30 protein-coding genes are annotated in these 25155 nt (G+C 61.9%); 19 read left to right on the top strand and 11 right to left on the bottom strand.

Annotated elements, in window-relative coordinates; translation table 11 throughout:
• Positions 1-7 precede the first annotated feature (7 nt).
• From MCB86_RS16835 to MCB86_RS16785, 11 genes are all read right to left on the bottom strand, one after another.
• On the bottom strand, positions 8-970 hold the full coding sequence (locus MCB86_RS16835; protein ID WP_239611559.1) for a S49 family peptidase: 963 nt from the start codon (positions 968-970) through the stop codon (positions 8-10).
• Complete coding sequence (locus MCB86_RS16830) at positions 967-2241, bottom strand: phage portal protein (RefSeq protein WP_239611558.1); 1275 nt, start codon at positions 2239-2241, stop codon at positions 967-969. The genes MCB86_RS16835 and MCB86_RS16830 overlap by 4 nt, the downstream gene beginning before the upstream one ends.
• Positions 2242-2243: 2 nt before the next feature.
• Positions 2244-2423: a hypothetical protein gene (locus MCB86_RS16825; RefSeq protein WP_239611557.1), complete on the bottom strand. Its 180-nt coding sequence runs from the start codon at positions 2421-2423 to the stop codon at positions 2244-2246.
• Positions 2420-4234: a terminase TerL endonuclease subunit gene (locus MCB86_RS16820; protein WP_239611556.1), complete on the bottom strand. Its 1815-nt coding sequence runs from the start codon at positions 4232-4234 to the stop codon at positions 2420-2422. The genes MCB86_RS16825 and MCB86_RS16820 overlap by 4 nt, the downstream gene beginning before the upstream one ends.
• Positions 4197-4721, bottom strand: a complete 525-nt coding sequence (locus MCB86_RS16815) for a phage terminase small subunit P27 family (RefSeq protein ID WP_239611555.1) — start codon at positions 4719-4721, stop codon at positions 4197-4199. The genes MCB86_RS16820 and MCB86_RS16815 overlap by 38 nt, the downstream gene beginning before the upstream one ends.
• 109 nt (positions 4722-4830) lie before the next feature.
• Entirely contained in the window at positions 4831-5214 is a 384-nt protein-coding gene (locus MCB86_RS16810; RefSeq protein ID WP_345772242.1) for an HNH endonuclease, read from the bottom strand.
• The gene (locus tag MCB86_RS16805) at positions 5204-5554 is read right to left on the bottom strand and encodes a phage holin family protein (protein ID WP_239611553.1); all 351 of its coding nucleotides are present in this window, start codon (positions 5552-5554) and stop codon (positions 5204-5206) included. The genes MCB86_RS16810 and MCB86_RS16805 overlap by 11 nt, the downstream gene beginning before the upstream one ends.
• Before the next feature lie 583 nt (positions 5555-6137).
• Positions 6138-6500 (bottom strand): hypothetical protein, encoded by a 363-nt coding sequence (locus MCB86_RS16800; protein WP_239611552.1) that lies wholly within the window; start codon positions 6498-6500, stop codon positions 6138-6140.
• A complete protein-coding gene (locus MCB86_RS16795) occupies positions 6497-8722 on the bottom strand; it encodes a VapE domain-containing protein (protein WP_239611608.1) in 2226 nt (741 codons plus the stop codon). Before MCB86_RS16795 ends, MCB86_RS16800 begins: the two co-directional genes overlap by 4 nt.
• A gap of 5 nt (positions 8723-8727) precedes the next feature.
• Positions 8728-8955, bottom strand: a complete 228-nt coding sequence (locus MCB86_RS16790; RefSeq protein WP_239611551.1) for a conjugal transfer protein TraR — start codon at positions 8953-8955, stop codon at positions 8728-8730.
• A complete protein-coding gene (locus MCB86_RS16785) occupies positions 8948-9487 on the bottom strand; it encodes a phage regulatory CII family protein (protein WP_239611550.1) in 540 nt (179 codons plus the stop codon). Before MCB86_RS16785 ends, MCB86_RS16790 begins: the two co-directional genes overlap by 8 nt.
• A 60-nt stretch (positions 9488-9547) precedes the next feature.
• Between MCB86_RS16785 and MCB86_RS16780 the strand changes: the two genes are divergently transcribed.
• The 19 genes from MCB86_RS16780 (at position 9548) to MCB86_RS16690 (ending at position 25085) form a co-directional block, all read left to right on the top strand.
• Positions 9548-9748, top strand: coding sequence for a hypothetical protein (locus MCB86_RS16780; protein ID WP_239611549.1), 201 nt, complete (start codon positions 9548-9550; stop codon positions 9746-9748).
• Positions 9749-10220: 472 nt separating this feature from the next.
• Positions 10221-11012: a helix-turn-helix transcriptional regulator gene (locus tag MCB86_RS16775; protein WP_239611548.1), complete on the top strand. Its 792-nt coding sequence runs from the start codon at positions 10221-10223 to the stop codon at positions 11010-11012.
• Between the two features lie 84 nt (positions 11013-11096).
• Positions 11097-11279: a hypothetical protein gene (locus tag MCB86_RS16770; protein ID WP_239611547.1), complete on the top strand. Its 183-nt coding sequence runs from the start codon at positions 11097-11099 to the stop codon at positions 11277-11279.
• On the top strand, positions 11276-11587 hold the full coding sequence (locus tag MCB86_RS16765; RefSeq protein WP_239611546.1) for a hypothetical protein: 312 nt from the start codon (positions 11276-11278) through the stop codon (positions 11585-11587). Before MCB86_RS16770 ends, MCB86_RS16765 begins: the two co-directional genes overlap by 4 nt.
• The gene (locus MCB86_RS16760; RefSeq protein WP_239611545.1) at positions 11584-12141 is read left to right on the top strand and encodes a hypothetical protein; all 558 of its coding nucleotides are present in this window, start codon (positions 11584-11586) and stop codon (positions 12139-12141) included. The genes MCB86_RS16765 and MCB86_RS16760 overlap by 4 nt, the downstream gene beginning before the upstream one ends.
• Before the next feature lie 9 nt (positions 12142-12150).
• Positions 12151-12441, top strand: coding sequence for a phage antirepressor KilAC domain-containing protein (locus MCB86_RS16755; RefSeq protein WP_239611544.1), 291 nt, complete (start codon positions 12151-12153; stop codon positions 12439-12441).
• A 162-nt stretch (positions 12442-12603) separates the two neighbouring features.
• Positions 12604-13062 carry a hypothetical protein gene (locus MCB86_RS16750; protein WP_239611543.1) on the top strand — a complete coding sequence of 153 codons (459 nt, stop codon included), beginning with the start codon at positions 12604-12606 and terminating at the stop codon, positions 13060-13062.
• Positions 13059-13385, top strand: coding sequence for a pyocin activator PrtN family protein (locus MCB86_RS16745; protein ID WP_239611542.1), 327 nt, complete (start codon positions 13059-13061; stop codon positions 13383-13385). Before MCB86_RS16750 ends, MCB86_RS16745 begins: the two co-directional genes overlap by 4 nt.
• Positions 13375-13662, top strand: coding sequence for a hypothetical protein (locus MCB86_RS16740; RefSeq protein ID WP_239611541.1), 288 nt, complete (start codon positions 13375-13377; stop codon positions 13660-13662). The genes MCB86_RS16745 and MCB86_RS16740 overlap by 11 nt, the downstream gene beginning before the upstream one ends.
• A gap of 51 nt (positions 13663-13713) precedes the next feature.
• Complete coding sequence (locus MCB86_RS16735) at positions 13714-14499, top strand: hypothetical protein (RefSeq protein ID WP_239611540.1); 786 nt, start codon at positions 13714-13716, stop codon at positions 14497-14499.
• Positions 14500-14509: 10 nt separating this feature from the next.
• Entirely contained in the window at positions 14510-14737 is a 228-nt protein-coding gene (locus tag MCB86_RS16730) for a hypothetical protein (protein WP_239611539.1), read from the top strand.
• Positions 14734-15567 carry a hypothetical protein gene (locus tag MCB86_RS16725; protein WP_239611538.1) on the top strand — a complete coding sequence of 278 codons (834 nt, stop codon included), beginning with the start codon at positions 14734-14736 and terminating at the stop codon, positions 15565-15567. The genes MCB86_RS16730 and MCB86_RS16725 overlap by 4 nt, the downstream gene beginning before the upstream one ends.
• A gap of 670 nt (positions 15568-16237) precedes the next feature.
• Complete coding sequence (locus tag MCB86_RS16720; RefSeq protein WP_239611537.1) at positions 16238-17437, top strand: site-specific integrase; 1200 nt, start codon at positions 16238-16240, stop codon at positions 17435-17437.
• An 82-nt stretch (positions 17438-17519) separates the two neighbouring features.
• Positions 17520-19013, top strand: a complete 1494-nt coding sequence (locus MCB86_RS16715) for a leucyl aminopeptidase (protein ID WP_239611536.1) — start codon at positions 17520-17522, stop codon at positions 19011-19013.
• 22 nt (positions 19014-19035) lie between these two features.
• Positions 19036-19455, top strand: coding sequence for a DNA polymerase III subunit chi (locus MCB86_RS16710; protein ID WP_045163162.1), 420 nt, complete (start codon positions 19036-19038; stop codon positions 19453-19455).
• 122 nt (positions 19456-19577) lie between these two features.
• A complete protein-coding gene (locus MCB86_RS16705) occupies positions 19578-19946 on the top strand; it encodes a hypothetical protein (RefSeq protein ID WP_045163163.1) in 369 nt (122 codons plus the stop codon).
• Positions 19947-20115: 169 nt separating this feature from the next.
• Positions 20116-22980, top strand: coding sequence for a valine--tRNA ligase (locus MCB86_RS16700; RefSeq protein WP_239611535.1), 2865 nt, complete (start codon positions 20116-20118; stop codon positions 22978-22980).
• Between the two features lie 352 nt (positions 22981-23332).
• Positions 23333-24712, top strand: a complete 1380-nt coding sequence (nhaD, locus tag MCB86_RS16695; protein WP_239611534.1) for a sodium:proton antiporter NhaD — start codon at positions 23333-23335, stop codon at positions 24710-24712.
• A gap of 76 nt (positions 24713-24788) precedes the next feature.
• The gene (locus tag MCB86_RS16690; protein ID WP_239611533.1) at positions 24789-25085 is read left to right on the top strand and encodes a winged helix-turn-helix domain-containing protein; all 297 of its coding nucleotides are present in this window, start codon (positions 24789-24791) and stop codon (positions 25083-25085) included.
• The last annotated feature ends 70 nt before the right edge of the window (positions 25086-25155 follow it).

Raw genomic sequence — 25155 nt, 5'->3', positions numbered from 1 at the left:
AACGCGGTCAGAGTTTGGATTGAATCGCTGCGGCGCGGGCACGCACCGACAGACCGTTGTTGCCACGTGCCGCGCGGCTTTCAGCAACCGCGCGAGACAGGTGATCGACTGCGTCTTGCGGACTTTGCAGGCGATCGGCCAAGCCAGCGTTGATACCGGTCTGGCCACTGAACAGCCCGGCCTGGGTGGCGATCACCTTCTCGACGGCAAGGCCGCGATACTCAGCCACCGCACCGACGAACATTTGGTAGCTCTCCTGCACGATGTCCTGCAGCACCTTCATGGATTGATCTGTCAGCGGTTCGTGAGGGCTGAGGTCGTTCTTGTGGTCACCGGCAAACACAGTCGTGACCTTGACGCCCGCGTTCTCCAGCATCTTGGAGCGATCAAGATGCTTGGCGATCACGCCGATGGAGCCGATGCCACTGGTCTGGCTGACCACCACTTCACTACAGGCCGAGGCGAGCAGGTAGCCGCCGCTGTACGCCGAGAAGTTCACCAGGCCGGTGATGGGCTTTTGCTGGGCCGTCGCGCGGATATCCGCTGCCAGCTCGAACGCGCCAACAGCGGCGCCGCCTGGGCTGTCGATGTCGAGCACAATGCGCTCGACCATCGGATCGGCGACGGCGGTGCGCAGCTGTCGGCGCAGCTCCTCATAGCTGGTCATCACCTCACACATCTGCAGATGAGCCGCACGGCTAACCAGAATGCCGCTGACCGGGATGACTTCGACGCCAGTTCGCCCAATGGCTTGGCGGCGCCCTTCTTCGGCTCGCTCCATGCGAGCGGAGTAATCGTCATCGTCGTGCCAGAGCTTGGCGCCATCCTGCCCCTGCGCCTGGGCACCGATGTTGATGATGTTCAGGTGCATGGCCTGGTTGGCCCAGGCAACACCGAGATCGAGCATTTCCGGCGTGATCAGCAGCGGCTGGTTGAACAGCATGCTGGCCGCTCTCAGGTGGCGTTTCATTGTTGGAGAATCCTCGCGATCTCGGCCTGCTGCAGCTCCAGCTGCGCACGCACATTGGGGTTGGTCAGGTCGGCACCCTTGCCAACGTCGACCATGTTCAGTGGCTGCAGGTACAGGTCGCCGCCCTTGACGGGTGGCATGTTCTCCAGCCGTCGAATGTCGTTCACCGACAGCCAGCCCCACTGCCTGCCGATGGCATAGGCCTCGTAGCGGCTCTTCTGGTCGCCGCGCATCAAGCCGGACAGGTTGAACTCGATGAAGTATTTGTGCCGATCCTTGGGCAGCAGGAAGTCGCGCATCATGGCCTGCTCGTGGCGCTTGGCCCACGGCAGCAACCCGAACACCACGAACTGAATCAGCAGCTGCTCGATGGTGTTGTAGTTTGCCTTCTCCAGGTCATTCACCATCGGCAGCGGGATTTTGTAGATCCGCGCGATGTTGGTGCCGGTGAGCTTGAGGATGTTCACCACGTCGGCGTCGACGTTGCTCATGGAGATGGGCTTGAAGGTCATGCCTTCCTGCAGCAGCGCGACCTTTTTCGCATTGTCGATGCCGCTGTACTTCTCCCCCCACTGCTCGATGATGCCGTCGATGCTCTTCTGATCCTTGATCGCCGGAGCCTCGCGCGGCCGCTCGATCACACCCGATACCGTGGCGCCGTTGGCGAATGACTTGCCGGTGTAGCGGGTGATGGCTTGGGCCATGCCGACGGTCTCGGCGTGCAGCTCAATGGGCGATAAGCCGACGTAGTGGTTCGTCGCCGTCCAGCGCACGTGGTGCACCATGCGCATCGGCACAGGGTCAGCGGTGCCGATGCGGTAGTACGGCAACAGATCGGCGCCCTTGAGCACCTGAACTTTGTCGTTGCTCAACGGCCAGAGCGCGGCGACGTTGCCGTCTTCGCGCCGATCGATCCAGGTGTAGCTGTTGCCGCGCAGACCGCAGGCCATCTGTTCGCATTCCTTCAGCTCGAAAGGCGTCTGGAATCCGTTCGGTTGGTAGCGCAGCACGTCGTACAGCGGATGGTTGATGGCAGCGTCGCGCTGGCCGTTGTCCTTGCGTTCGTAGACGTCGAGCGGCAGCTGGGCAAGGCTCTCGGCCAGCAGCGTGACGCAGTTGTGCAGGATGGGAATGCCGAGCGCCGTCTCCGGCGTGATGGCAACGCCTGCGCTGTTGCCGGCCCCAGAACCGAGCATGCCGCGCCAGAAGTCGCCGAAGCTTTCCAGCGTGCCCTGCCGCTCCCCTGCGCCTCGCAGGCTCGAAAAGAACATGCTCAGCCCCCCTTGGGTTTGATCGCCGCCGCCGCACGGTCAGCCAACAGCGACCAGGCCAGCAGGCCGAGGCCAGCGACAATGAACGCTGCCGGCACATTGAGTTGAGCCACGCCCGTGACCAGCAGGCCGAAGCCCACCAGCCCGGCGAGCCAGGAAAGGATCTGCAGAACGGTGCTCATATGCCGACGCCTTCGTCGTAGATGGATTTGCCACCACCTGGCGGAACGGAGCCGCTGACGCCGGTGGCGATGACCGCCGCAACGATGCCGTCGATGCGGCCGTTGGATTTCGCTTTGTCGATCTTGCGGTTGTTAGCCGGATCCGAGGTGGTCACGGCGTTGGCCGCGCACATGGTCAGAACCGGGTTGCCGTCGTGCCGCAAGGTTTCCACCAGCTCGAACTCGCTCGGGTCGACGTCAACAACGTTGCCATCGTAGTCCAGCGTCTGGGTAGGCATCCCGAGCAAGCGGCGCTCGAACTCGTCCACGGCCGGCGACATGCTCTGGTAACCCTGGCCGAACGGCTCCATTTCCGGCAGCTCGATGTCGTGCTCGATCATCAGCTGCTTTAGATCCTCGATCCGCCAGCGGTCATAGCCGATCTTGCGAATGTCGAAGTACGCGCAGATCGTCTGCAAGCGCCGCAACACGTGCAGCTTGCTGATGGCCCGGCCTGGCGTCGTCTCCAAGTGGCCTTCCTTGATCCAGACCCGGTATGGCGCACGGTCGCGTTTCTCGCGCTCGTCCAGCTCGTGGTCGGGTATCCAGAAGTACGGCAGCAGCCGCCAATGCGGATCAGCCTCGGTCGGGTAGAACTCAAGCACGAACGAGGTCAAGTCTGTCGTGCTGGACAAGTCCAGCCCACCCACACACGGGCGATTGCGCAACACCCGCATGGGCACGCGCTCAGCAGCGCCAAGCCACACATCCCCGCCGATCCATGGGTTCTCCGCCGCAGTCCACTGGCAGAAGTTAAGCCGACGCACCACCGCTTCCTTCGCAGGCAATCCGCGCGCGGCCAGCACCTGCTCGCGCAGGTAACGGCGCCCTGGAATGCCATCAGTGCGGCCTTCAGGGATGTGATCCAGTGACGGGTTGACCTTTGGCCAGCACGCCTCGTCCTTGAACGGATCGTCACCCTCATCCAGCGAGCAAACGAACGCGAAAAACGTGTCGTCGACCGCTTCGCCGCGACACACACGTACGCTCAAATCATGGTATTGGCCGGCGACGCTGTTTTTGTCCGATCCGCTGTTGGTAATCATCGCCACTAGTGCGCGACGCCGGCTCTTAGTGCCGGCGCGCATCATCTCGACGACAGCTGCCGTCTTGTGTTCGTGCACCTCGTCCAGCAGCCCCATGTGCGGGCGCGGCCCCGACTGGCCTTCGTCCGACGCAATGGCGCGAAAGAAGCTGTTGGTGCTCGGGTAGAACAGGTTCCAGATTTTCTCGTTGCGCCCTGATTGCTCGATCCGCGCGGCAAGCGACGGCGACATGTTCACCATCGACACCGCATCGCGGAACAGAATCATCGCCTGGTCGCGCTTGGTTGCGGCTGCATAGATCTCGGCGCGCTGCTCATCGTCAGCGACCAGGCCATACAACCCGATGCCGCCGATCAGCGGCGACTTACCCGAGCCCTTGCCCGTCTCGATGTACGCGAGGCGGAACCGGCGAAAGCCCTCTTCGGCGTACCAGCCGAACAGGCTGCCTACGACGAACGCCTGCCAGGGGGCGAGCAGGAACGGCAAGCCTTCGTATTCGCCTCCGTTGAGGCGCAGCACGTCCTCGAAAAACCCGATCGCCCGGTCGGCCTGATCCTGTCGCCATTCGAGACCGCGCGCCGGTCCAAGCGCCAGGTCGTTCAGGTGCCGCTGGCAGGCGTTCCGCACATCCGGGCCGGCGACAATCGAGCCGGCTAGCACCGCGTTCGCGAACGCCTTCACCCGGCAGTCAGCTGAAGTATTTGTCTGCAGCGTCTCTTGGTTCATTGGGGAACAGCTCGCCTTGAGGCACCAGCGCCTTCATGGCGCGGCGCGCGACCGGGGAGAACCCGAACAGCGCGCCAGCTTGATTCGCGCGGCGCTCGGCATCGTTGGCCAGCTGCCGCCAGATACTCAGTTGCTTGGCGCCGGTTTTGAACGTCTGTACGTCGCCGCTGTGTTCCAGCTCGTCGTTTAGCTCGGTGATCTTGCGACGGAAGCGCACCCAGTCGCCCACCGCTTCGCAGTAGGTGGCCAGGGCCATCATGTCGAGTGTGCTGATCCAGCCCAGGGCGGTCAGCGCTTCCACCACGCGGTCCCATTCCTGGGCGCCCTCGGCGCTCAGGAAGTCGGGTTTCGGCGGAGCCTGTACCGGCACAGCGGGTGCCCGCGCAGCCGCTTGTAGCGCGGCCATGCCCTGCTTGCTGGGGTCACCGCGCAGCAGGTGGACCGTGGCCGGCAATGGTGGCCGGCCGGAATTGGCATTCCCAGCCATGTCTAACCCTCCAGATCGAAGCCCCCCACCCCCCCATTTTTCCCGGCGTTGCGCACGGAGGGGACCTAGCGGTCTAGGTAGCGTGGGGCCGAAAGTTTTTAACCCCCCCCTACCCCTGGCCGCCAGCAGGCAAGCGATTCCAGTGGTGGCGAGGGTCAACAGGGCGGCCGTCGGCGCCGCAGCCAGCAACACGGCCGGACTTCTCCAGTCGCTGCTTGGTCGAGTCATGGCAGCACTTGCACAGAGACTGCCAATTGGCGCGATCCCAGAACAGCTTCCAGGCCGCGGCGATCCGCTCAGGGTCGCCGCTCAGCTTGGCGTCGCCGAGTCGCGGCGCCGTGACGTGGTCGACCACCGATGCCGGCACTGACCGCCCCGCCTGCTGGCAGAACATGCAAAGCGGGTTGCGCCGCAGATGATCGGCTCGTGCCTTCTGCCAGCGGTAGCCGTAGCCCTTGCCCGCTGACGTCAGCTGCTTGCGATCACTTGCCACCGTTGACCGCTCCTGGCACATCGCACACACCGGCTTTCTTCGCCAGCCAACGCGCGTACAACCCGCTCGCCACATCGGCGCCAAGGCATGCGACTACGCTACCCAGCGCGCCAGCTGTCAGCAGGCTCGAACCCCAAGCCGTGGCCAGCAGCACGGTGGCCAGGCCGAACACCGCCGAAGCGCCGAACCGCAACAGCACCCGCTTGACCAACTCACCGATAGGCATGCCAGCCGCATCAGCGCGCCACATCTCGCCGGTCAGTCCGGCCAGCGCCACGAGGATCAACAACCAAGTGGGCAGGTCGGCCAGCGTTTGCGTGACCTGTTCTTCGCTCGACATGTGCGGCCTCCTCGGCGGCAGAAACAAAAAAGCCCCGCCGACATGGCAGGGCTTGAATGGGCGGCCCATCGCTGGACCTTGGCACCGCGTCGGCCGGGGAGCCCCGTCGGCGCCAGAAACAAAAAACCCGGCGCGGTGGCCGGGTTTGGTGAGGGTTGCTGGTCGCGCACCTCTTTGACATTGCCTGATTTATACCCCCTGATTCCGGTGGCAGCAAGGGAGTTTTATTGCCATGGCGTAATCAACGGAAACGCACCGGTGAAAAACGCCCATATAACATTCCGGCTCCCAGCAGCTCCGCTGCTGTCCTACCTGTCCCACCTAGAAATTGCAGGTAGGGCACCGTAACCCCTTGTCCTACTTGCCTTTTCCCTACTCCCTACCTAAAGAGTAAAAATTATTACGCGAGAGGGAGCGCGCGCGAACACACGCTAGCGCGCAATGCGCGCCCATGCATCACGCATATGCGGGCGGAGCGCCGCAGAAGGTAGGGAGTAGGGCAAGCCCAGCAATGGCGCGGCGTCTAGCTGTCCTACCTTCATTAACGAGGCAGGACAGGTAGGACGGGAATGAAAAAGCGCGCTCATGCGGCGCGCTTCATCAGCTGGTTTAGGATCATCTCGTGTGCTCGATGCAGCCGCTCGTAGAAGACCGTACGACCACAGCCGCACGCGCTCCACTTCTGCGCCTGCAAGCTGTCACGGTTGCAGTAATGCTCGACAACCACCTGGTGTTCCTCGAACGGCAAGTACTTGTTCACGATCAGCTCGATCTCGGCAGCTTGATCGATCAACACCCGGCTTCCCCGCGTACTGCGGATCAGGGTGCCCTTGGTGTCTATCAGCGTAGCAATGATATTGCCACCACCGCCAGCATGTCCGATTGGTTCTGGCCCGTGTAGCTCATCGGCCCAGAGCTGCAAGGCCTCGTCGATATACTTGATCAAAATGCCGTACCCCGCTTGCCAAGCTGCGCTTGGCCAACCTTCCAGGAATCCGGCCTTTCGTACGCATAACCCCGCCGACCATACTTACCAGCAGCCGGCTGTCGACGCTTGCGCCACTCCAGGCGATGCAGAATCTGCCCGAGACGCATCTGTTCAGGCTTGCCCCAGTGGCCGGGGTCCAGCTGCAGCGCCTCGCGCATCAGCACATCACCGGTGATGGTCTCGCCTACATACGACTCAAGGTATTTGGCGACCGGGTGTTCCCACATATCGCCAGCGAAACGCGCATCCTGCTCAGCCTCGAACAGCGCCGCCTCGTCCTTCTGCGGCCAGAACGGCTCACCGGTCTGGTACAGGTGGTACGCCTCAGCCCATAACTGGTCACGCACCTCGGCCAGGCCGACCAGATCGACGAACCGACACCACACCGGCCAGTAACGGCGGTTGCCCGTGGGGTCCTTCAAGTAGTCTTCCTGGTTCGTGGTACCGGCGAACACGCACTGACGCAGCACGTCCACAGTCCGGCGCGCATAGCTCGCACGAAACGTATCCTTCGAGGCCGAGAAGAACTGCTTTGCCTTGGTCGACTCAGCCTTGTTGAACGCATCCAGTTCGCCCAGCTCGATGATCCACTTGCCCCGGATCTGCTGAAACGCTTCCTTGTCGCCCAGGGGAAAAGGCGAATCCATGAACCACTCGCCGCCCAACACCTTGAGCGCAGTGGACTTGCCCTCACCCTGCGCGCCTTCGAGGATCAACACGCAGTCAGCCTTCGCACCTGGGACCATCACGCGGGCGACCGCTGAAACCATCCAGCGCACCGCAACGGCATCGACATAGGCCATTTCCGCAACCAAAGGCTCAGCGCCCATGTAAGTCCGCAGCCAGCTACGCAGCCGTGGCGTCTTATCCCACTCCAACGCCTGCAGATACTCGCGCACCGGGTGGAACTGGTGGTCGTTGGCCACTACCCCGACCGCTTCAAGCACCGTCAGGCTCTTTACCCGCAAGCCATAGCGCTCAGCGAGCCAGATCGACGTCTGTACGTCATCCAGATCGCTCCACTCGCCCGGCTTACCGCCATAGGGAGTAGCGCGGCGCTTGACCGTCTTGCTGCTGAAAATATCCTCGCCGATGACGCCCTTCCAGCGCTCGTCGTTCGAAAGGATCAGCTTCACGTTCACAGCATGCGGAACCAACGCACCGGACGTGGTGCGCTGCAGCCCCTCTTTCCACCCTCCATCAGCGGGAGGCCGCACGACCGCCAACACCTGGCGCCGCACGGCATCGAGCCCTTCGGCGCAGTGCAGATCGTTGAAGTCGGTCCAGCCATCCTCACGTTGAGTGTCAAAGATCGGAAGCACCACCTGACCATCAACCACGATGGCGGCGTTCTCAGCCTTCAACTTGCCCACGTTGGTCGGCTTTTCGCGGATGACCGTTTTCCAGTCGTCATCAGCGCACATGATGATCGGTCGGCCAGGGAAGCGCGCATGCATAGCCTCGGCTACGGCCATTAGGTTTCCAGCGTCAAAGCTGACCGCAACGGCCAGCGATGTCGCCATGTGCAGGCTAGCGCCAGTGGCGTAGCCCTCACAGATCAGCAGCGGCTCGCCCGGCTCAGGATCCGGCCCGATCATATGGAATGCGCCTTCCTTGGCCACACCGTACGGCCAGTAGGTCTTATTGCGGCCGGTGTCGGCCTGCTTTTCGGGATACAGCACCTGCAGCCCGACGATATCGCCCTTCACATTTCGCATCGGCACTAGAGCCGAACCGCTCTTGGCGCTGTAGCGCAACCCGAAGCCCACCACCTGCTTGTTAGCCAAGTACGCGCTTTTGCCCTTTTCCGGCAGGCGCTTCCACATTCCGGCAGCACGGCGGGCAGCAGTCTTGTGCTTGCGCGCTTCGGCCTCTGCAGCCTTGCGCTGGCCATCCTCGGCGCGCTTCTTCATCACAGCCCGGTCTTCGGCGCTCAGCTTCCCGCCCTTCGGCTTGATCTTCTGCCAGTCGCCCTTCTCACCCTGACGCCAATCACCGAACGCACCGCAGTAGATGACACGGTCATCCGAGGTGCGGTGCTCGTAAATCACATACCAACCGGTTTTTTCGGGCGCCTTGTCGCCTTCGGCCAGGCAGCGCGTGCGCTTGCCATTGATGTTTAGCGGCGTTTCAGGATCGAGGCCGTAGTCACGGAACTGACGCAGCACGTCATCGAGCAAGTCCGTCATGCGCGCCTCCCGCGACTAGCAAGCGACTCGGTCGCGGTCTGGCAGTAAGCACAAAGCAAGCAATCGCGGCCTAACAAGGCCTTGTGGCGTTCCTCGGGAATTTTCACGCCGCACTCTTCACATTCCTCCGCAACGCGCCGCGGCCCGGAGAGTTTTCGTGCAGCCAGGCGCTGATCCAGCTCGTCGAGGATGCGGTCATTGGTTACGTCAGCAATATCAGCCATGACGCACCTCCTTCCCGCCAACGCGATGCACCCACAGCGCACGGCGCCACAGGCTGATGCCAACCCGCACGATCTGGCTACTCAGCTTCTTCGCCTCGGCCAGCTCGGTTTCGTCGATCTTGCCATCGGAAATGTGCTCAGCCACACGCTGAACGGCAGTCCCTGAAGCAGTCAGCACCTCGCTGGCCCCCGCGATAAGCAGCTGCATCGCGCAGTCGTCATCAAACGCCTCGGTGCCAAACCACATGGAGTCGCCCAGTTCGGCATGGAAGCTATCCAGCACAACAGCACGACCTTCGGGCGACACGTAGCGCAGGAAGTCCATCAGCTCGATGATGTTGAGGTTGTGCCCTGGATGCTCGCGGTCGAACTTATGGGCCACGGTGGAAGGGTTTCGGTTGTAGGCGTATGCAAAGCCGGTGATGCCTCCCCGGCACATCAGCTCGTTACGCGCCACGAGATTGAGCGCATCCGGGAGGGTCATTACCTCCCGGTCAAGCCGCTCCAGTTGGTCAGTGAATGAACGTCGCATTGGCAATTACTCCCCGGTACTGCCAGTGCCACAGCGCAAACGTGGTGTTAGAGTTGCGCCGTGGTCACTTACAAGGTGGTCACACGTAGCCGGCCGTTCTGTGGTGGATTTGCCGGTTACGTCCGTGGTGGCGAGGCCCATGCTCCGCATGAACCCCGCCGCTACAGCCCGCCCTATCTGTGGTGGAGACGGCGGGCAACCCAAGGCATCCGTGCCTTGGCGGGTGCGGTAGATCAGCAGGTACGTGGTGTGCTTCGCTGACTTACTGCATCACCCGACAGCACTGTGGTGGTGTGTGTCGGGAGAAACCGGGCGGCCCTTGGGTCGCCTTTTTTCTTATGCTACTCGGCGATCTTCCTGCCGGCGCTCGCATATCCGGCGATCCCCTTCCCTGCGTTCACCGTTGCGCCTATCAGCATCTGTCGGCGCCGCATCAGACACGGGCGCAGGAAACAGCTCTGGAAGATCAGGGCGAAGCTCGTGCGCCTGAACGCACCCGCCAGCGGCACGCACCACTCCCGGCACGCGCGCGGCCGGCACTCCACGCTTCTTCCATTGAGATACAGCCATGGGGCTCACACCCAAGCTGTCTGCTAGCGCCTTTCCGCCTCCGGAGGCTTCGATTGCTATTTCTAAGGACGTCTTGCTCATAAACGTTCCGGCTAAGTCGAGATCAGTTCATATACATTACGTTTATTTAAACGCACTGTCTAGCTCTATAAACTCCACGTTTATGAACGAATCCGGAAACCGTCTCCGCGAGCTTCTCGATCAGAGAGGCATTGCATATAAAGACTTCGCTGAAAACCTCGGCGTCGAGTCTCAGCACGTCAACCATTGGTTCAAGAGAGGGATTCCGAAAGCGCGGATTTTTCAGATTGCCGACAACCTCAAAGTATCGCCGCGCTGGTTGGCCGAAGGGACGGGAGATCCGCTTCTTGATCCCTCCTTCAATCACGAGCGAGCCGGGGCCCTGGGTTGGCGGTTTCCTACCGACCCAGAAGTAGCGGACCAGCTATCACCAGTTTGCCTAGAACCACTGGCCGCCTGGGATAGCAGTACTCCTCTCGACAGCGATGAAGTTGAGCTGAGGCTGTATAAGGAGGTTGAGTTGTCCTCAGGACACGGACGAACAGCAGTACAAGAGATCGGAGGGCCAAAGCTTCGGTTTTCTCGCTCCACAATGCGTCAATGCGGTGTTGACCCAGAGCACGCGGTCTTTGCTACCAACTCCGGCAATAGCAACCATCCGCTTATACTTCACGGCGCTACGATCGGCGTCGACAAAGGCATGACGCGCGTAGTGGACGGCGAAATATACGCACTGGATCACGACGGTCTTCTCCGAGTTAAATTTTTGGAACGACTGCCTGGCGGAGGCCTACGGCTGAAGAGCTACAACCATGCCGAATTCAAAGATGAAGACTTTTCGTTCGATCAGGTGATGGAGCAGCGGATCGTGATTCTGGGCCGCGTTTTCTGGTGGTCGACCATCCGCCCGCTTCGCTCGGCGCCACTTATATGAACTCGCGATAAACATTTTGTGTTGACGCACTTGTAAACATTGCGTTTAATTGCCTCGTCTCTCCACCACAGAGCCGAGGTCAACATGCACACCACAGCAATCCTGCACGTCCACCCGACGTGCGCGTCGAACCGCCGTTTCGTTGAGAACCTGCAGGCCGCCACGGGCCTGCTCGTCGTGATCAGCGGCGGCAAGGCAAAACTGAAACAACGCCCCTCCCAGCCGGCCCCCACCCCCACGACCCCATGGGGAGGTGACGCCGCATGAGCAGCACAACGGTCACCTGCCCAGCTTGGGTATCCGAAACCCCCAAAACCTTCTACATCGGTCGGGTCGGCGAAGCGATCCGCCAATGTCGCGAAGCGACGGATATCAACGCCAGCAATGAGGCCTCTCAGCACGCTTTCGGCATGATCCGTGCCGGGCTGCACCTGGACGCGCTCACCGGCGACGAGTTCGAGCGCCTTTGGGATCTTGCGATCAATGCGCGCCAGTGCCGCTGGCTGGAGCTGCGCCTGCCGCAACAGCCCTACACCTGCAAGCCGAACTCGGCCGCACAGGAGGCCCGCGCATGAGCCGCCTCCAACTCAACGCCACAGCGGTCGCCCGCCTGGACGCCCAGGTGCGCCTCAGTGGCGTATTTCAGCATCGCCTCGATGCCGATCAGCCCCGCCGAAGCGTGCATGCCACCATCGCAGTCGAGCAAGCCGGCAAGTCCATTCGGGTCGAGGTCGCCCATAACGGCACACGCAACAGCGTCACGCTCGACAAGAAGCGCCGCGACAACGTCGTACGTATCGCCCGGTTCATTGAAGCAACAGTCAACGGCGACGCCGCTACCGGCCTGCCTGAGATGGACGGCGATGTGCTGGTGAGCGATCTGGAAATCGTGCTGCGCGAAGCCCTTCGCTTCGGGCATGGCACCTTTGTGCTGCCGGCAGACGAGCTGGAACCGGAGCTGCTCGTCAGGCGCACCGACCGTGGCGGCTTCCTCGTCCAGTTGCGCCTCGGAAGCGCGAACGCTGGGTTCACGCTGCCGGCCGACCGCTCGGTCGCCTTCACCCGCCTGACGGCGCACCTGCAGCGTTTTCTGCAGGACTTCCGCGCCGCTTTCAGCGCCGTCGCGTGAGGTGCTGCCATGGACCTCACCCTACAAAAGGCAGCGGCTCGCCTCGGCATCACGCGCCCGAAGCTGATCGAAGCCATGCGCAATGCAGCGCTGCTCGATGCAAACAACCTTCCGGCCAAGCCGGTGCGCGACCGCCTGTACCTGAAAATCAAGGACGGCCAGTGGTTCCATCCAAAGCTCGGCATGCAGTACAGCCGTTCGGCTCGGGTCACGCCGGCCGGCATCAACTGGCTGGCCGAACAGCTCGGAATTGAGCGCCCCGCACCGCCACCTGTTGCTGACCCGCGAGAAGTGGCGTGAAGAGCTACCCCGAACCATGGCCGCGCCAGTACGCGCGGCAAATCATGGCCCTACCCACCCGCGACGAGCGCGTTGCCGCCCTCGCCAACGTACCGGCGGAACATCGCGAACTTGTCCGCCTTCACGTCGAGAACGGCTGGAACCACCCGAACGGAGCTACAAATGGACAGCAAACTGATCGATAACCTGCTGACCGAGCTGCTGATGCTGCCGGAGCAGTACCGCACACCAGAGAAGATCCTGGCGAGCCTCACCCTGGCCGCGACTGCTGCCGGAATCTCGCTCAGCACCGAAGGCGCACCGCTGCAGCTGGAACACCTCAAGCTGCACGCCGCGTTGGAACGGCTCGCTGCTGAATTCGGCGACGCATACATCCATCGCGCAACGTTGCGCCTTGGCGGTGGGCTGGAAGGCGTCGAGCTGTGCGGCGTCATCGAGCCGCGAGAATCAGGCCTAAATCAGCTTCGCTTCGTCGCCTTTGGCCGCACCGCCGCGCAGGTATTGAACCGGCTCAAGAGCGATATAGCCGCGCAGGCGCAACCGCCCAAGCCGAAACCCGTCATCGCACGTCCGCGCGGCCCGCTTAGCAGGCTTAAACAGAGACAGAGGGAGTGGGCATGAACAACGCTCAACCACGCCTGCGCCTGCCATCGCAGCCACGCCAAGCGACGGTCGAACTGCTCTATCGCACCTTCGGCGATGTGCTGGTTCCGGTCGACCGGATCCGCACGACGTATTTCCGCAACCTCAACGAGGAGAATTTCACCCGAGCGCTCAGCAGCGGCCGGCTGCAGCTTCCCATTACCACTCTGGACAGCAGTGCCAAGGCGCCGAAGTTCATCGACGTGCGCCATCTGGCGATTTTCATCGACACGCGCGCCGACGCCTCTGACGACGATCTAGCGCAGATCAACGAACCGGAGGCAACCAACCATGCCGGCTAACCAAGCGCGCATCTACTTCGGCGACGAGACGGATGCACGGGAATACTGGGCAACTCGTGAGTGGAAGACGTTCGCCATTGACGTGGTTGCCGGCCCATCCAACCGCCCGACGTACCGGCACACCGTCTACGTCCGCGCCCGGACCGCAGCTGAAGCCATCAGCAGTGCCAAGCGCAACATGATCGGCAAACCAAGCCGCCCGCGTTACTCGGCACGCCTGGCCGGCCCGAGAGAGTTGGGCTGCGTCCCAGCACCGTCAACCATTACCCAACACTAGAACGAAACCTGCCCGCTGCCACCACCAGCGACCACCACCAGGAGCAACACCATGCAACTCACAACACCACAGCTGTACGCATTGTTTTCGATGCTGATATTCGTCGGCCTTCTGATCGGCTTGAGCTACTGTACTGGCCTTCGCACCGGCCGAGCGGCCGGTTACGAGCAAGGCCGCGAAACCGGAACCTGTTACTGGAAATGGCTGATGAAGTGCATCCGCGGCGAACACGCCGAGATGCGGGGCATGCTGGCCCGCGAGGAACAACTCACCGACAGCATCCGTCGCCAACTTAAGGCGCTACGCACGGCCTTGCATCAGGAGCAGTCCGATAACATCACGATCGTTCGGGATCTGCTTGAGGAGCTAGAGCGCGAGCGCGCCAACAGCCTGACCCTTGCGGACCACCAAACGCTTACACATGCCGCCCTGCAGCTGGGCAACGCCGCAGCGCTGATCCGCAGGATCGCCCCAAAGAGCGCCAAAGAAGCAACCGAGGCGCAGCACCAGGTGAACGAGATCGCCGGCCGAGTGCATGCCGCTGCTACCGCACCGAAGCTGATGGCCCAAATGGCGGATAGCTGCATCACGGATACAGACCTGATCGAGTGGCTGGACAGCCACGCCGCATGCTGCGTCGAGCCCGAAAGCGCAGTGCTGGAATATCCGGCCACAGCGCCCTACGCCGTCCCGCCACATCTGCGCGACATCCTCGTGCTTGCCGTCGCGCAGCAACGCACCCGCCAACGCGAAGATCAGCTCGATCGCGCCGAGGCCTTGGGCACCTGGGAGCGGGTCGACGAACAGCTCCAACCCGCCACCCCGACGTGCATGTGAGGTCCCGGCCATGACACGACGCACCTACCAACTGCACCGCCTCACCCCCGAGGCGGCCGGCAAAGCCCTCCACGACCTAGAGCGCGCCACCAAGCGCGCTGACCAGCTGGAAACCCAACTCGCCGCCCTGCACCAAGCCATCCGTGAAGAGCACGGCACCGAAACCTTATGGCGCCTGCAGGCCAATGCCCGCAACGCCGTCGCCCTGCAGCAGCTGCAGGAGGAGATTGCAGCATGACCACTTACCTTCAATCCCTCCCCGCGCAGACCGAGCAGCAGCCTTTCTTATACGCAAACATTGAGAAGGTCACTGACGTCTGCACGCCGGAATTTAAGGCTAAATGTCCAGCCCTGGCCGCGAACTACGCCTTGAAGCTCTACGCCGCCCCCATCGCGCAGACCGATCAGCAGCCCGCCACGTCCTGCGACCATCAGTGGGTAGACGATGGCCAGTATATTCTGGTTTGCACCTCTTGCGGTGCGCAGGAGGATCACGACCCAGGCTGGCAGGACATGGCTACCGCGCCGCGAGACGGCACGCTGGTCCAGTTGCTAGTCGAGTTCGACGAGCACGCCACCGAGGATACGGACGGGCCAGCTCCGACTATCGGCGCGAACAACTACGACAACGACGGAGAGGATCGCTGGCAGTTCGCCGGGTGGTGTTGGTCGCACGACCATTTTACGGAAGGCAAAGGCACGCCTGTTGGCTGGCTGCCGATAGCCGCCCCCATCGCGCAGACCGCCCCGGAGCAGAGCCAGGCCGCCGCCGACGTGCTCGCCGAGCGGCGCCGGCAGGTCGAGGCCGAGGGGTGGACGCCTGCACATGACGATCTCTACTGCGCCGCCGAGCTACCGCGAGCCGCCGCCGCCTACATCCTGAACGGTGCCAACGACGAAGCGCCCTGTATCTGGCCGTTCGCATCGAAGTGGTGGAAACCCAAGGAGGCCAGACCGAACTACGTCCGCGCCGGCGCGCTGATCCTCGCCGAGATCGAGCGCCTTGACCGCCAGCCCACCGGCTCGCCCGAAGGGCTGCTGCGCTCCACGCAAGGAGGTGCGGAATGATCCTCGCCACCGTATCCACCCAAGCCCCGGCCGTGCGACAGCACGGCGGCGGCCGGGCACGGCGCGCCCTGATGACTCAGCAGCTGGCCGGCCGCCCTGCGCGCTCGGCCGGTGGCGAGATAAAGAGTCGCTGCTGCGCAGCAGCAGGCATATTCGCTCTTGCCTCTCGCCCCCGCGGAGCCCACGCATACCCCCTGACAGGCGTGCGCCGGGCCGCGCACCCTGCTGCCCCGCTTCGCTCATCGCCCCGCCCGTACGCGCAGCTTGTTAAGGGGTATACGCACCTAAAGATTAGCCAGCGAGGTGAGGCATGACCCAGCCCCTACGCCGTCGCCACACCACCCGCAGCAGCGTCCCAGGTGTGCTCTGCATGTCCCTGCTGACGCCGCACTGCGACATCTGCAACCGCCCGCGCACCAAGGGAAACCACACCGCCTGCTCTCGCCAGAGACAAGCGATGCACCGATCGAAATGGGAGGCGTGCGATGTCAGCCGCGCACCAGTTTGAGCTTGAGCCCGATCGGGACAAGCTGACGGAAGAAGAAATGGCCGCTCGCATCGGGACCACCGTTCGAGGGCTGCAGACCCGCCGATACAGGAAGCAAATCCCCTACGGCGTCTGGAACAAGATCAACGGCGATATCATTTACAGCTGGAGGCGGTACGAAGCATGGCTCGAAACAACTTGGGACTGCCCACCGGAGTTGAGTTTGTTGGTACCTCAATCCGAATCCGCTTCACCTGGAAAGGAGCCGAGCCGCCCCGCCGCTGCGAAACGCTCAGCTTCCCGCAAACCCAGAAAGGGATTGCAGCTGCCGCCAGCTTACGTGCTCAAGTAGTCCAGCTGATCAAGCACAACGCGCTGACCGACGACAAATATGCCGAGCTGTTTCCGAACAGCCGGTATGCCACCACGCGAAAGACGCCGACCTTCGCCGAGTACGCCCAGGTGTGGCTCGACACACGCGAAATCGTAGGTGGCACGCGGCGCAACTATCGCAACGTACTCAACCTGTACTGGATGCCGCACCTGGCGCTAAAACCGATCAGCGCCATCACGCCCTTCGAGCTGCGCCAGATCGTGGCCGACACGCAATGGACGTCAGCCACAACCAAACGCGCGGCACTCGTTCGGATTCGCTCGGTAATGGCGTCGGCCGTCGATGATGGTTGGCTGGAGAAGAACCCTGCGCGCGGGATAGATCTGCCGCGCAAGAACAAGCGCGAGATTGACCCGTTCACGCGCGAGGAAGCCGAACGGATCATTGCGTACCTGTACGAGACCCTGGCCGGCCGGCGTGTAGAGATCTACGCGGCCTACATGGAGTTCGCGTTCTTCACGGGCATGCGCCCGGGCGAGATCCGCGCGCTGAGAGAGGACGAGATCGACACCAACCAGCGCATCGCGCGGGTGTGTCGCATCGTGGTGGATGGGGACGTTGCCGAGCGCATCAAGAACCGCAAGCCCCGCAACGTGCTGTTGAATGACCGCGCGCTGCACGCGCTGGATCGCGCCCGGGCCATCAAGGCCGACATCAGGATCAAGACCGACTTCATGTTTCCACCCGCCCAAGGCGGCGAATGGATGAAAGACCCAGACGGCCCCACCGGCTACCTGAAGGAGGCCATAGGTGCACTGGGCATTCGTCCGCGCCGTCTGTACGATACTCGGCACACCTACGCGACCCTTTGCTTGATGTCCGGGATGAACGTGGCATTTATCGCCAACCAGCTTGGGCACACGGTCGAGATGCTGTTGAGCACGTACGCCGAATGGATCAATTCGCCCTCCGATTGGTCGGAACTGGCCAAGCTCTCAACAGCTACAGTTGGTACAAAATCGGTACAGGCTGAAACGGCACCGCTCTGAAGGCCGCATGTTTAAAGGCCTATAGCGAAAAACCTCTGCATCATCCTGCAAACCCGACTCTTTGTCTTGGGGACTCGACGCCATGGAATTTGTTGTAAAAAACACCAAAGCAGCTGCGGCAAAAACAGCCACTCTGGTCTTGCCAGTCGGTGAAAATCTACAGCTCGGCTCAACCGCGCAAAGCGTGGATCAGGTCAGCGGCGGCGCCATCAGCGCCTTGCTCAAGCGCGGCGACCTGCAGGGCAAGCCGGGTCAGACCCTCTTGCTGCACAGCCTGCCGAACCTGAAAGCCGATCGCGTACTACTGGTCGGCACTGGCAAAGAGGGCGAACTCGACGCTCGCCAATGGCGCAAGATCGCCGGCGCCGCGCTTGGCGTTCTCAAAGGGCTCGGCGGCAAAGATGCAACCTTTGCGCTGCAAGATGTACAGGTCAAAGAGCGCGATACCTATGCGTGCATCCGGATGCTGGTCGAAGTGTTGGCCGATGGTCAGTACGTATTCGAGCAGTTCAAGAGCAAGAAGAACGATGCCCCGGCGCTCGGCAAGATCACCATCCTGAGCGACAAGGCGAACCAGACGCAGGTTGAGCAGGCCACTCGCCACGCCGCAGCGATCACCGCCGGCATGAGTTTCGCCCGAGACCTGGGCAATCTGCCGCCGAATGTCTGCCATCCCAGCTATATGGCCGAGCAGGCCAAGCAGCTCGGCAAAACATTCAAAGGCCTGAAAGTCGACATTCTGGACGAAAAGAAACTGCGTGAACTCGGTGCCGGCTCGTTTCTTGCCGTTTCCCAGGGCAGTGAGCAGCCCGGGTGCATCATCGTCATGCAATACAACGGCGGCCAGAAAGGCGAGCAGCCCTACGCGCTGGTCGGCAAGGGCATCACCTTCGATACCGGCGGTATCAGCCTCAAGCCAGGCCAGGGCATGGATGAAATGAAGTACGACATGTGCGGTGCCGCCAGCGTACTCGGCACTTTCCGCGCCGCACTGGAATTACAACTACCGATCAACCTCGTCGGCCTGCTGGCCTGCGCGGAAAACATGCCCAGCGGCAATGCCACGCGTCCGGGCGACATCGTCACCACCATGAGCGGCCAGACCGTCGAGATTCTCAATACCGACGCCGAAGGCCGTCTGGTGTTGTGCGATACCCTGACCTATGCCGAGCGCTTCAAGCCGCGCGCCGTGATCGATATCGCCACGCTCACTGGCGCCTGCATCGTTGCGCTGGGTAGCCATACATCGGGCCTGCTGGGCAACAACGACGAACTGCTGCAACAGGTGCTGGGGGCCGGCCAGAAAGCCGATGATCGGGCCTGGCAACTGCCGCTGTTCGACGAATACCAGGAGCAGTTGGACAGCCCCTTCGCCGACATCGCCAATATCGGCGGGCCCAAGGCTGGCACCATCACCGCGGCCTGTTTCCTTTCGCGCTTCACCAAGGCCTACCCATGGGCGCACCTGGATGTCGCCGGCACCGCCTGGGTCAGTGGCGGAAAGGAAAAGGGCGCCACGGGTCGTCCGGTACCCTTGCTGACGCAATACCTGCTGGATCGAGCCGGGCAGGCATGAGCCAGGCGAGCGGAAACCGGGCATGACACGCATCGAGTTCTATGTACTGCCCGATAGCGAACCGGCAGGCCGAGCCAGAGCCGCCTGCCTGTTGGCAAGCAAAGGCTGGCAGCACGGCATGCCGGTATTCATACGCTGCCAGGACAGCCAGCAGTGCAGCGAACTGGATGAGCTGCTGTGGAGCTTTCGCGCCGAGCGCTTCATTCCGCATGAGCTCCACGATGACGATCCTCAAGCGCCCGTGGTGATCGGTACGGAGCAGCCGCCTACCGCCACCCAGGGCCTGCTGATCAATCTGTCACCCACCCTGTCGCCGCATACCGACCAGTTCAGCCGAGTGATCGAGATCGTCAACCAGCAACCGGAGCTATTGACCGTTTGCCGGGACAATTTTCGTCTCTATCGACAGCGCGGCTATGATCCAAAGAGAGTCGAATTGTAGCGAGCCTTCGGACGGCACGAACTCACCGACTCCGCAGCCGTTCGACGGCCTTGGCTATAGGGCCAATGCCCTTTCAGGAGCGCCACACCGCCTGGACGCTTAATCTCCGGAAACCACCGTACATGACGCAAACACCTCCCAATAAAGCCGCTCACCTGCTTGACGACCTGGAATCCATTCGCGCTCTGCTTGGGGATGAGGACCCTCCCATGCTCAGCGAGACACTTGACCCAGACAGCATCCCCCTGCTCTCTGAGGTCGTCGAGCGCGCGCCCACAGCGGCAGCGCAGCAAGAAATCGAGCCACGCGAGCCAGCCGTACGGACTGCTTTCCGCACCCTTGCCGAGCGCCACCTCGATCATGAGTTGCGCACCGCCGCGCAGCTGATTCTGCAAGATGTGATCGACGATTTCGTGCCGCAGATCGAAGCTGAACTGCGCAGTCGCCTGGAGGCGCGCGCCGAACAGCTGATCAAATCCCACCGTTCCTGAACGATCCGCCATGATTGCACCGGGGCGTCTCCGGTGACGTCCCCTCCCCACACATCGGACGGTTCATTCAGCAGTGCCGGATAAATGCCGCATCGCGGTTCTGCCCCTCGCGCACTTTGCCTTTATACTTGCCCGCTTTTCCGATCAGCCGTTCTAAGGGTCCCGCCGCATGGACAAGACCTACCAGCCGCACGCCATCGAAACTTCCTGGTATCAAACCTGGGAGTCGAACAACTATTTCGCCCCCCAGGGTTCAGGCGAGCCTTACACCATCATGATCCCGCCGCCGAACGTCACCGGCAGCCTGCATATGGGGCACGGGTTCAACAACGCGATCATGGATGCGCTGATCCGTTTCCGCCGCATGCAAGGTCGCAACACGCTGTGGCAGCCAGGCACCGATCACGCCGGCATCGCCACGCAGATGGTGGTCGAGCGGCAGTTGAGCGCGCAAGGCGTGAGTCGTCATGACCTGGGCCGCGAAAAATTTCTCGACAAGGTCTGGGAATGGAAGGAGGAATCCGGCGGCAACATCACGCGTCAGATCCGCCGCTTGGGCTCTTCGGTGGATTGGTCGCGCGAACGCTTCACCATGGACGCCGGCCTGTCCAATGCCGTGAAGGAAGCCTTTGTACGCCTGCATGAAGATGGTCTGATCTACCGCGGCAAGCGCCTGGTCAACTGGGACACCAAGCTACACACCGCCATCTCCGATCTGGAGGTCGAAAACCACGACGAGAAGGGTCATCTCTGGCATCTGCGCTACCCACTGGCCGACGGCTGCAAAACGGCCGACGGCAAGGACTACCTGATCGTCGCCACGACCCGTCCGGAGACCATGCTGGGTGATGCGGCCGTCGCGGTGCACCCCGAGGACGAACGCTACAGGAACTTGATCGGCCGGCACATCATGCTGCCGCTGGTGAATCGTCTGATCCCGATCATTGCCGACGATTATGTCGACCTCGAGTTCGGTACCGGCTGCGTAAAGATCACCCCGGCGCACGACTTCAATGACTATGAAGTAGGCAAGCGCCATCGCCTGCCCCTGATCAACATCTTCGACCGCAACGCCGCGATCCTGGCGCGCGCGCAGGTGTTCAACATCGACGGCACGCCGAACGACAAAGTCGACGCCAGCCTGCCCGATGGCTATGCACATATGGATCGCTTCGACGCGCGCAAGGCCATCGTCGCCGAATTCGAAGCCATGAGTCTGCTGGAAAAGATCGACGATCACGCGCTCAAGGTCCCGCGCGGCGACCGGTCCGGCACCATCATCGAGCCCTGGCTGACCGACCAGTGGTACGTCTCGACCAAGCCATTGGCCGAGAAAGCGATCAAGGCCGTCGAGAGCGGCGAAATCCAATTCGTGCCTAAACAGTACGAGAATATGTACTTTAGCTGGATGCGCGATATCCAGGACTGGTGCATCAGCCGCCAGCTCTGGTGGGGGCACCGCATCCCAGCCTGGTACGACGAAGCCGGCAACGTCTACGTCGGCCGGGACGAGGCGGAGGTTCGCAGTAAGTACAACCTTTGCAACAACGTCGAGTTGCGTCAGGACGAAGACGTGCTGGACACCTGGTTCAGCTCCGGCCTGTGGACCTTCTCCACCCTCGGCTGGCCCGAGCAGACCGAATATCTCAAGACGTTCCACCCGACCGACGTACTGGTTACCGGCTTCGACATCATCTTCTTCTGGGTCGCCCGCATGATCATGCTGTCGACTCACCTGACCGGGCAGATCCCGTTCAAGACCGTCTATGTGCACGGTCTGGTCCGCGATGGACAAGGGCAGAAGATGTCCAAATCCAAGGGTAACGTGCTCGACCCGCTGGACATCGTCGACGGGATCGAGCTGGACGCGCTGCTGCAAAAGCGCACCAGCGGCATGATGCAGCCCAAGCTTGCCGAGAAGATCGCCAAGCAGACCCGCGCTGAGTTCCCTGAAGGCATCGCCAGCTACGGCACCGACGCCCTACGCTTCACCTTCTGCTCGCTCGCTTCGACCGGCCGCGACGTGAAGTTCGACATGGGGCGCGTCGAGGGTTACCGCAACTTCTGCAACAAGATCTGGAACGCCGCCAACTTCGTCTTCGAGAACACCGAAGGCCAGGATACCGGCGTCAATGGCGAACCGGCGACCGGCGCTCCGGCGGCCGACGCTTCGGTGGAGCTGTCGTCAGTGGATCGCTGGGTCATTTCCGCACTGCAGCGCACCGAAGCCGAAGTTACTCGTCAGCTCGAGGCCTTCCGCTTCGATCTGGCCGCCCAAGCGCTCTACGAGTTCATCTGGGACGAGTACTGCGCCTGGTACCTGGAGCTGGTCAAGCCCGTGCTCTGGGACGAAAACGCCAGCCTGGAACGTCAGCGAGGCACACGCCGCACGCTGGTGCGCGTGCTGGAGACCGCCCTGCGCCTGGCCCATCCGTTCATGCCTTTCATCACGGAAGAAATCTGGCAGCGGGTCGCACCGCTGGCAGGCAAATCCGGTCCGACCCTGATGCTGCAACCCTGGCCGCAATTCAACCCGGAGCGTCTCGACGAGGCGGCTGAAGGCGATATCGAGTGGGTCAAGGCGTTCATGCTCGGCATTCGCCAGATCCGTGGCGAAATGAACATCTCCATGGCCAAGCGGATCGACGTCGTGCTTGGCAACGCTTCCGATACGGACCGGCGTCGTCTGGCGGACAACGAGCCGCTGCTGAAGAAGCTGGCCAAGCTCGAAAGCGTCCGCATCCTCGGTGTCGGCGAAGAGCCGCCGCTGAGCGCCACGGCACTGGTCGGCGACATGCAGGTGCTGGTGCCGATGGCCGGGCTGATCGACAAGGACGCTGAACTCGCCCGCCTCGACAAGGAAATCGGCAAGCTCGAGGGTGAGGTCAAGCGCGTTGGCGGCAAGCTCGGTAATGCCGGTTTCGTCGACAAGGCGCCAGCCGAGGTGATCGACAAGGAGCGCGCCAAGCTGGCCGAGGCCGAACAGGCAAAAGCCCAACTTCTGGAACAGCGCGAGCGTATCGCCAGCCTGTAACCAAACAGAAGGCCAGCGCGTGATGTGCTGGCCTTTTTTGTTTAGGCCTTTGCACTTGATTGATGACAAGTAAAAACCGATGTGGCCGATACACTATCCGCACACGGACATTAACAATTAACAATTTATAGTTGGCAGGCCTAACTCGCAGAGCGCTCCACGACATGAAATATGCACGAGTCGTCACGCCGTGACGGAGGGACCGTGCAACCGTTCACACGCTGGCGCCAGCCTTTCGTTTTGCGGTTTCGCTTCATGCTTCGCATAGCCGTTTGCCCATCTTGAGCCTGCCACTGCCGAATCGTCGGCACTGCCGACGAGCCGGTTTGGTTTCTCAATATGGAGCCCTCCGATGTACGTACTCATGGCTGTCGTGTTTTTTATCGGCTATCTCTGCATAGCCTTAGAACACCCGTTGAAGATAGACAAGGCAGCGCTGGCGATTCTCACCGCCGTGATTTGCTGGACACTTCTCGTGCTGGGTGCCGATTCGATCATCCCGCACATACAAGGCGGGCACGAAACGGCTAGTCCGGCCGAGACGGTCGTCGAGTCATTGCGGCACCATCTCGGTGAGATCTCGGAGATCCTGTTTTTTCTGCTCGGCGCCATGACCATCGTCGAACTGATCGATTCCCACGAAGGGTTCAAGGTGATCACCGATCGCATCCAGACCCGCAAGCGCGTGCATCTGTTGTGGATCATCGGCTTCCTGACCTTCTTCCTCTCCGCCGCGCTGGACAACCTGACCACCACCATCGTGATGGTCTCGCTACTGCGCAAGCTGATTCGTGGCCGACCGGAACGTTGGCTGTTCGTAGGCGTCGTGGTTATCGCAGCCAACGCCGGTGGTGCCTGGTCGCCGATTGGCGACGTCACCACCACCATGCTCTGGATTGGTAACCAGATCACCGCGTCCGGCGTCATCGTCGGGTTGTTTTTGCCGAGTCTGGTATGCCTGGTGGTGCCGCTGTTGATCCTCAGCTTTCGTTTGCGTGGTGAAGTGCCCCGCCCTGGCGCCCGCGCGCATTTGGCTGAAAGCAATCCGCCAGCCACGACGGCGTTCGAGCGCAATCTGGTACTGGCACTTGGCCTCGGAGCGCTGGTGTTCGTCCCCATTTTCAAAACGGTCACGCATCTGCCGCCGTACATGGGCATCCTGTTCGGGCTTGGAATCCTCTGGATTACCACCGAGTTCCTGCACCGTCACAAGGAGGACGATCACAAGCATCCGCTGTCGGTCGTCGGTGTGCTGCGCAAGGTGGACACGCCAAGCGTACTGTTCTTTTTGGGTATTCTGCTGGCGGTCGCAGCATTAGCCACGGCCGGTCACCTGACCCAGGTCGCTACGATATTGCGCGAGTCCCTTGGCCATATTTATCCGATCAATTACACCATTGGCCTGCTCTCGGCAGTGGTGGACAACGTGCCACTGGTAGCCGGCGCGATGAAGATGTACCCGCTGGTCAACCCCGTGACGCTGGCTGCCGCCACGCCGGAAGAGTCGACCTGGCTGTCTCAGTTCGTGGTCGACGGGAATTTCTGGGAAATGCTTGCCTACTGCGCCGGTACCGGCGGCAGCACGCTGATCATCGGTTCGGCGGCAGGCGTAGCGGCCATGGGCATGGAAAAGATCAGCTTCACCTGGTACGTCAAACGAGTCAGCCTGCTGGCCTTCCTCGGATACACGGCCGGAGCCGTCACCTATATCGGTCTGCTCGCATTGCGCTGAATGGCACACTACTATCCTGGCCCGTCGCCACGGCGCGGTATTGAGCGGGCCGGACTTTCATAGCAATGGAATCGAGATGACCGTCAGCAAGACCAGAAGCAGTTTCTATCGCCGCCTCTATGTCGCATGGTTGATCGACACTGGAGCGGCCACCAACGTGCCAGCGCTGGTCGCCGCAACCGGCATGCCAAGGCGCACCGCACAAGACACCCTGGCCGCGCTATCCGACCTCGATATCGACTGCCGCTTCATCCAAGAGGACGGCGAACGCCACAACGCCGGCTGCTATCGCATCCATGACTGGGGCGCGGTCGATAGGCAGTGGATCGAGCGCAACCTGTCCCGAATCAAAACCGTACTCGACTATCCTTGAAAGCAGCGCAATCCGGGCCGATCCCGTCTGCTCGGTGGGTGTCACTCACCAACGTTCACGCTAAGGATGG

Source organism: Pseudomonas sp. KSR10 (assembly GCF_022355455.1).
GTDB classification, from domain to species: Bacteria; Pseudomonadota; Gammaproteobacteria; order Pseudomonadales; family Pseudomonadaceae; genus Stutzerimonas; species Stutzerimonas stutzeri_E.
This window is presented reverse-complemented; position numbering and strand designations above follow the sequence as displayed.

What these genes read in the sequence shown, in the direction of transcription:
- MCB86_RS16805 (WP_239611553.1), bottom strand. Translation starts at nt 5,554, where the DNA reads ATGTCGAGCGAAGAACAGGTCACGCAAACGCTGGCCGACCTGCCCACT.
- MCB86_RS16825 (WP_239611557.1), bottom strand. Translation starts at nt 2,423, where the DNA reads ATGAGCACCGTTCTGCAGATCCTTTCCTGGCTCGCCGGGCTGGTGGGC.
- MCB86_RS16750 (WP_239611543.1), top strand. Translation starts at nt 12,604, where the DNA reads ATGGACAGCAAACTGATCGATAACCTGCTGACCGAGCTGCTGATGCTG.
- MCB86_RS16740 (WP_239611541.1), top strand. Translation starts at nt 13,375, where the DNA reads ATGCCGGCTAACCAAGCGCGCATCTACTTCGGCGACGAGACGGATGCA.
- MCB86_RS16760 (WP_239611545.1), top strand. Translation starts at nt 11,584, where the DNA reads ATGAGCCGCCTCCAACTCAACGCCACAGCGGTCGCCCGCCTGGACGCC.
- MCB86_RS16830 (WP_239611558.1), bottom strand. Translation starts at nt 2,241, where the DNA reads ATGTTCTTTTCGAGCCTGCGAGGCGCAGGGGAGCGGCAGGGCACGCTG.
- MCB86_RS16790 (WP_239611551.1), bottom strand. Translation starts at nt 8,955, where the DNA reads ATGGCTGATATTGCTGACGTAACCAATGACCGCATCCTCGACGAGCTG.
- nhaD (WP_239611534.1), top strand. Translation starts at nt 23,333, where the DNA reads ATGTACGTACTCATGGCTGTCGTGTTTTTTATCGGCTATCTCTGCATA.
- MCB86_RS16710 (WP_045163162.1), top strand. Translation starts at nt 19,036, where the DNA reads ATGACACGCATCGAGTTCTATGTACTGCCCGATAGCGAACCGGCAGGC.
- MCB86_RS16765 (WP_239611546.1), top strand. Translation starts at nt 11,276, where the DNA reads ATGAGCAGCACAACGGTCACCTGCCCAGCTTGGGTATCCGAAACCCCC.
- MCB86_RS16775 (WP_239611548.1), top strand. Translation starts at nt 10,221, where the DNA reads ATGAACGAATCCGGAAACCGTCTCCGCGAGCTTCTCGATCAGAGAGGC.
- MCB86_RS16730 (WP_239611539.1), top strand. Translation starts at nt 14,510, where the DNA reads ATGACACGACGCACCTACCAACTGCACCGCCTCACCCCCGAGGCGGCC.
- MCB86_RS16735 (WP_239611540.1), top strand. Translation starts at nt 13,714, where the DNA reads ATGCAACTCACAACACCACAGCTGTACGCATTGTTTTCGATGCTGATA.
- MCB86_RS16690 (WP_239611533.1), top strand. Translation starts at nt 24,789, where the DNA reads ATGACCGTCAGCAAGACCAGAAGCAGTTTCTATCGCCGCCTCTATGTC.
- MCB86_RS16725 (WP_239611538.1), top strand. Translation starts at nt 14,734, where the DNA reads ATGACCACTTACCTTCAATCCCTCCCCGCGCAGACCGAGCAGCAGCCT.
- MCB86_RS16755 (WP_239611544.1), top strand. Translation starts at nt 12,151, where the DNA reads ATGGACCTCACCCTACAAAAGGCAGCGGCTCGCCTCGGCATCACGCGC.
- MCB86_RS16820 (WP_239611556.1), bottom strand. Translation starts at nt 4,234, where the DNA reads ATGAACCAAGAGACGCTGCAGACAAATACTTCAGCTGACTGCCGGGTG.
- MCB86_RS16835 (WP_239611559.1), bottom strand. Translation starts at nt 970, where the DNA reads ATGAAACGCCACCTGAGAGCGGCCAGCATGCTGTTCAACCAGCCGCTG.
- MCB86_RS16705 (WP_045163163.1), top strand. Translation starts at nt 19,578, where the DNA reads ATGACGCAAACACCTCCCAATAAAGCCGCTCACCTGCTTGACGACCTG.
- MCB86_RS16785 (WP_239611550.1), bottom strand. Translation starts at nt 9,487, where the DNA reads ATGCGACGTTCATTCACTGACCAACTGGAGCGGCTTGACCGGGAGGTA.
- MCB86_RS16700 (WP_239611535.1), top strand. Translation starts at nt 20,116, where the DNA reads ATGGACAAGACCTACCAGCCGCACGCCATCGAAACTTCCTGGTATCAA.
- MCB86_RS16720 (WP_239611537.1), top strand. Translation starts at nt 16,238, where the DNA reads ATGGCTCGAAACAACTTGGGACTGCCCACCGGAGTTGAGTTTGTTGGT.
- MCB86_RS16770 (WP_239611547.1), top strand. Translation starts at nt 11,097, where the DNA reads ATGCACACCACAGCAATCCTGCACGTCCACCCGACGTGCGCGTCGAAC.
- MCB86_RS16715 (WP_239611536.1), top strand. Translation starts at nt 17,520, where the DNA reads ATGGAATTTGTTGTAAAAAACACCAAAGCAGCTGCGGCAAAAACAGCC.
- MCB86_RS16815 (WP_239611555.1), bottom strand. Translation starts at nt 4,721, where the DNA reads ATGGCTGGGAATGCCAATTCCGGCCGGCCACCATTGCCGGCCACGGTC.
- MCB86_RS16745 (WP_239611542.1), top strand. Translation starts at nt 13,059, where the DNA reads ATGAACAACGCTCAACCACGCCTGCGCCTGCCATCGCAGCCACGCCAA.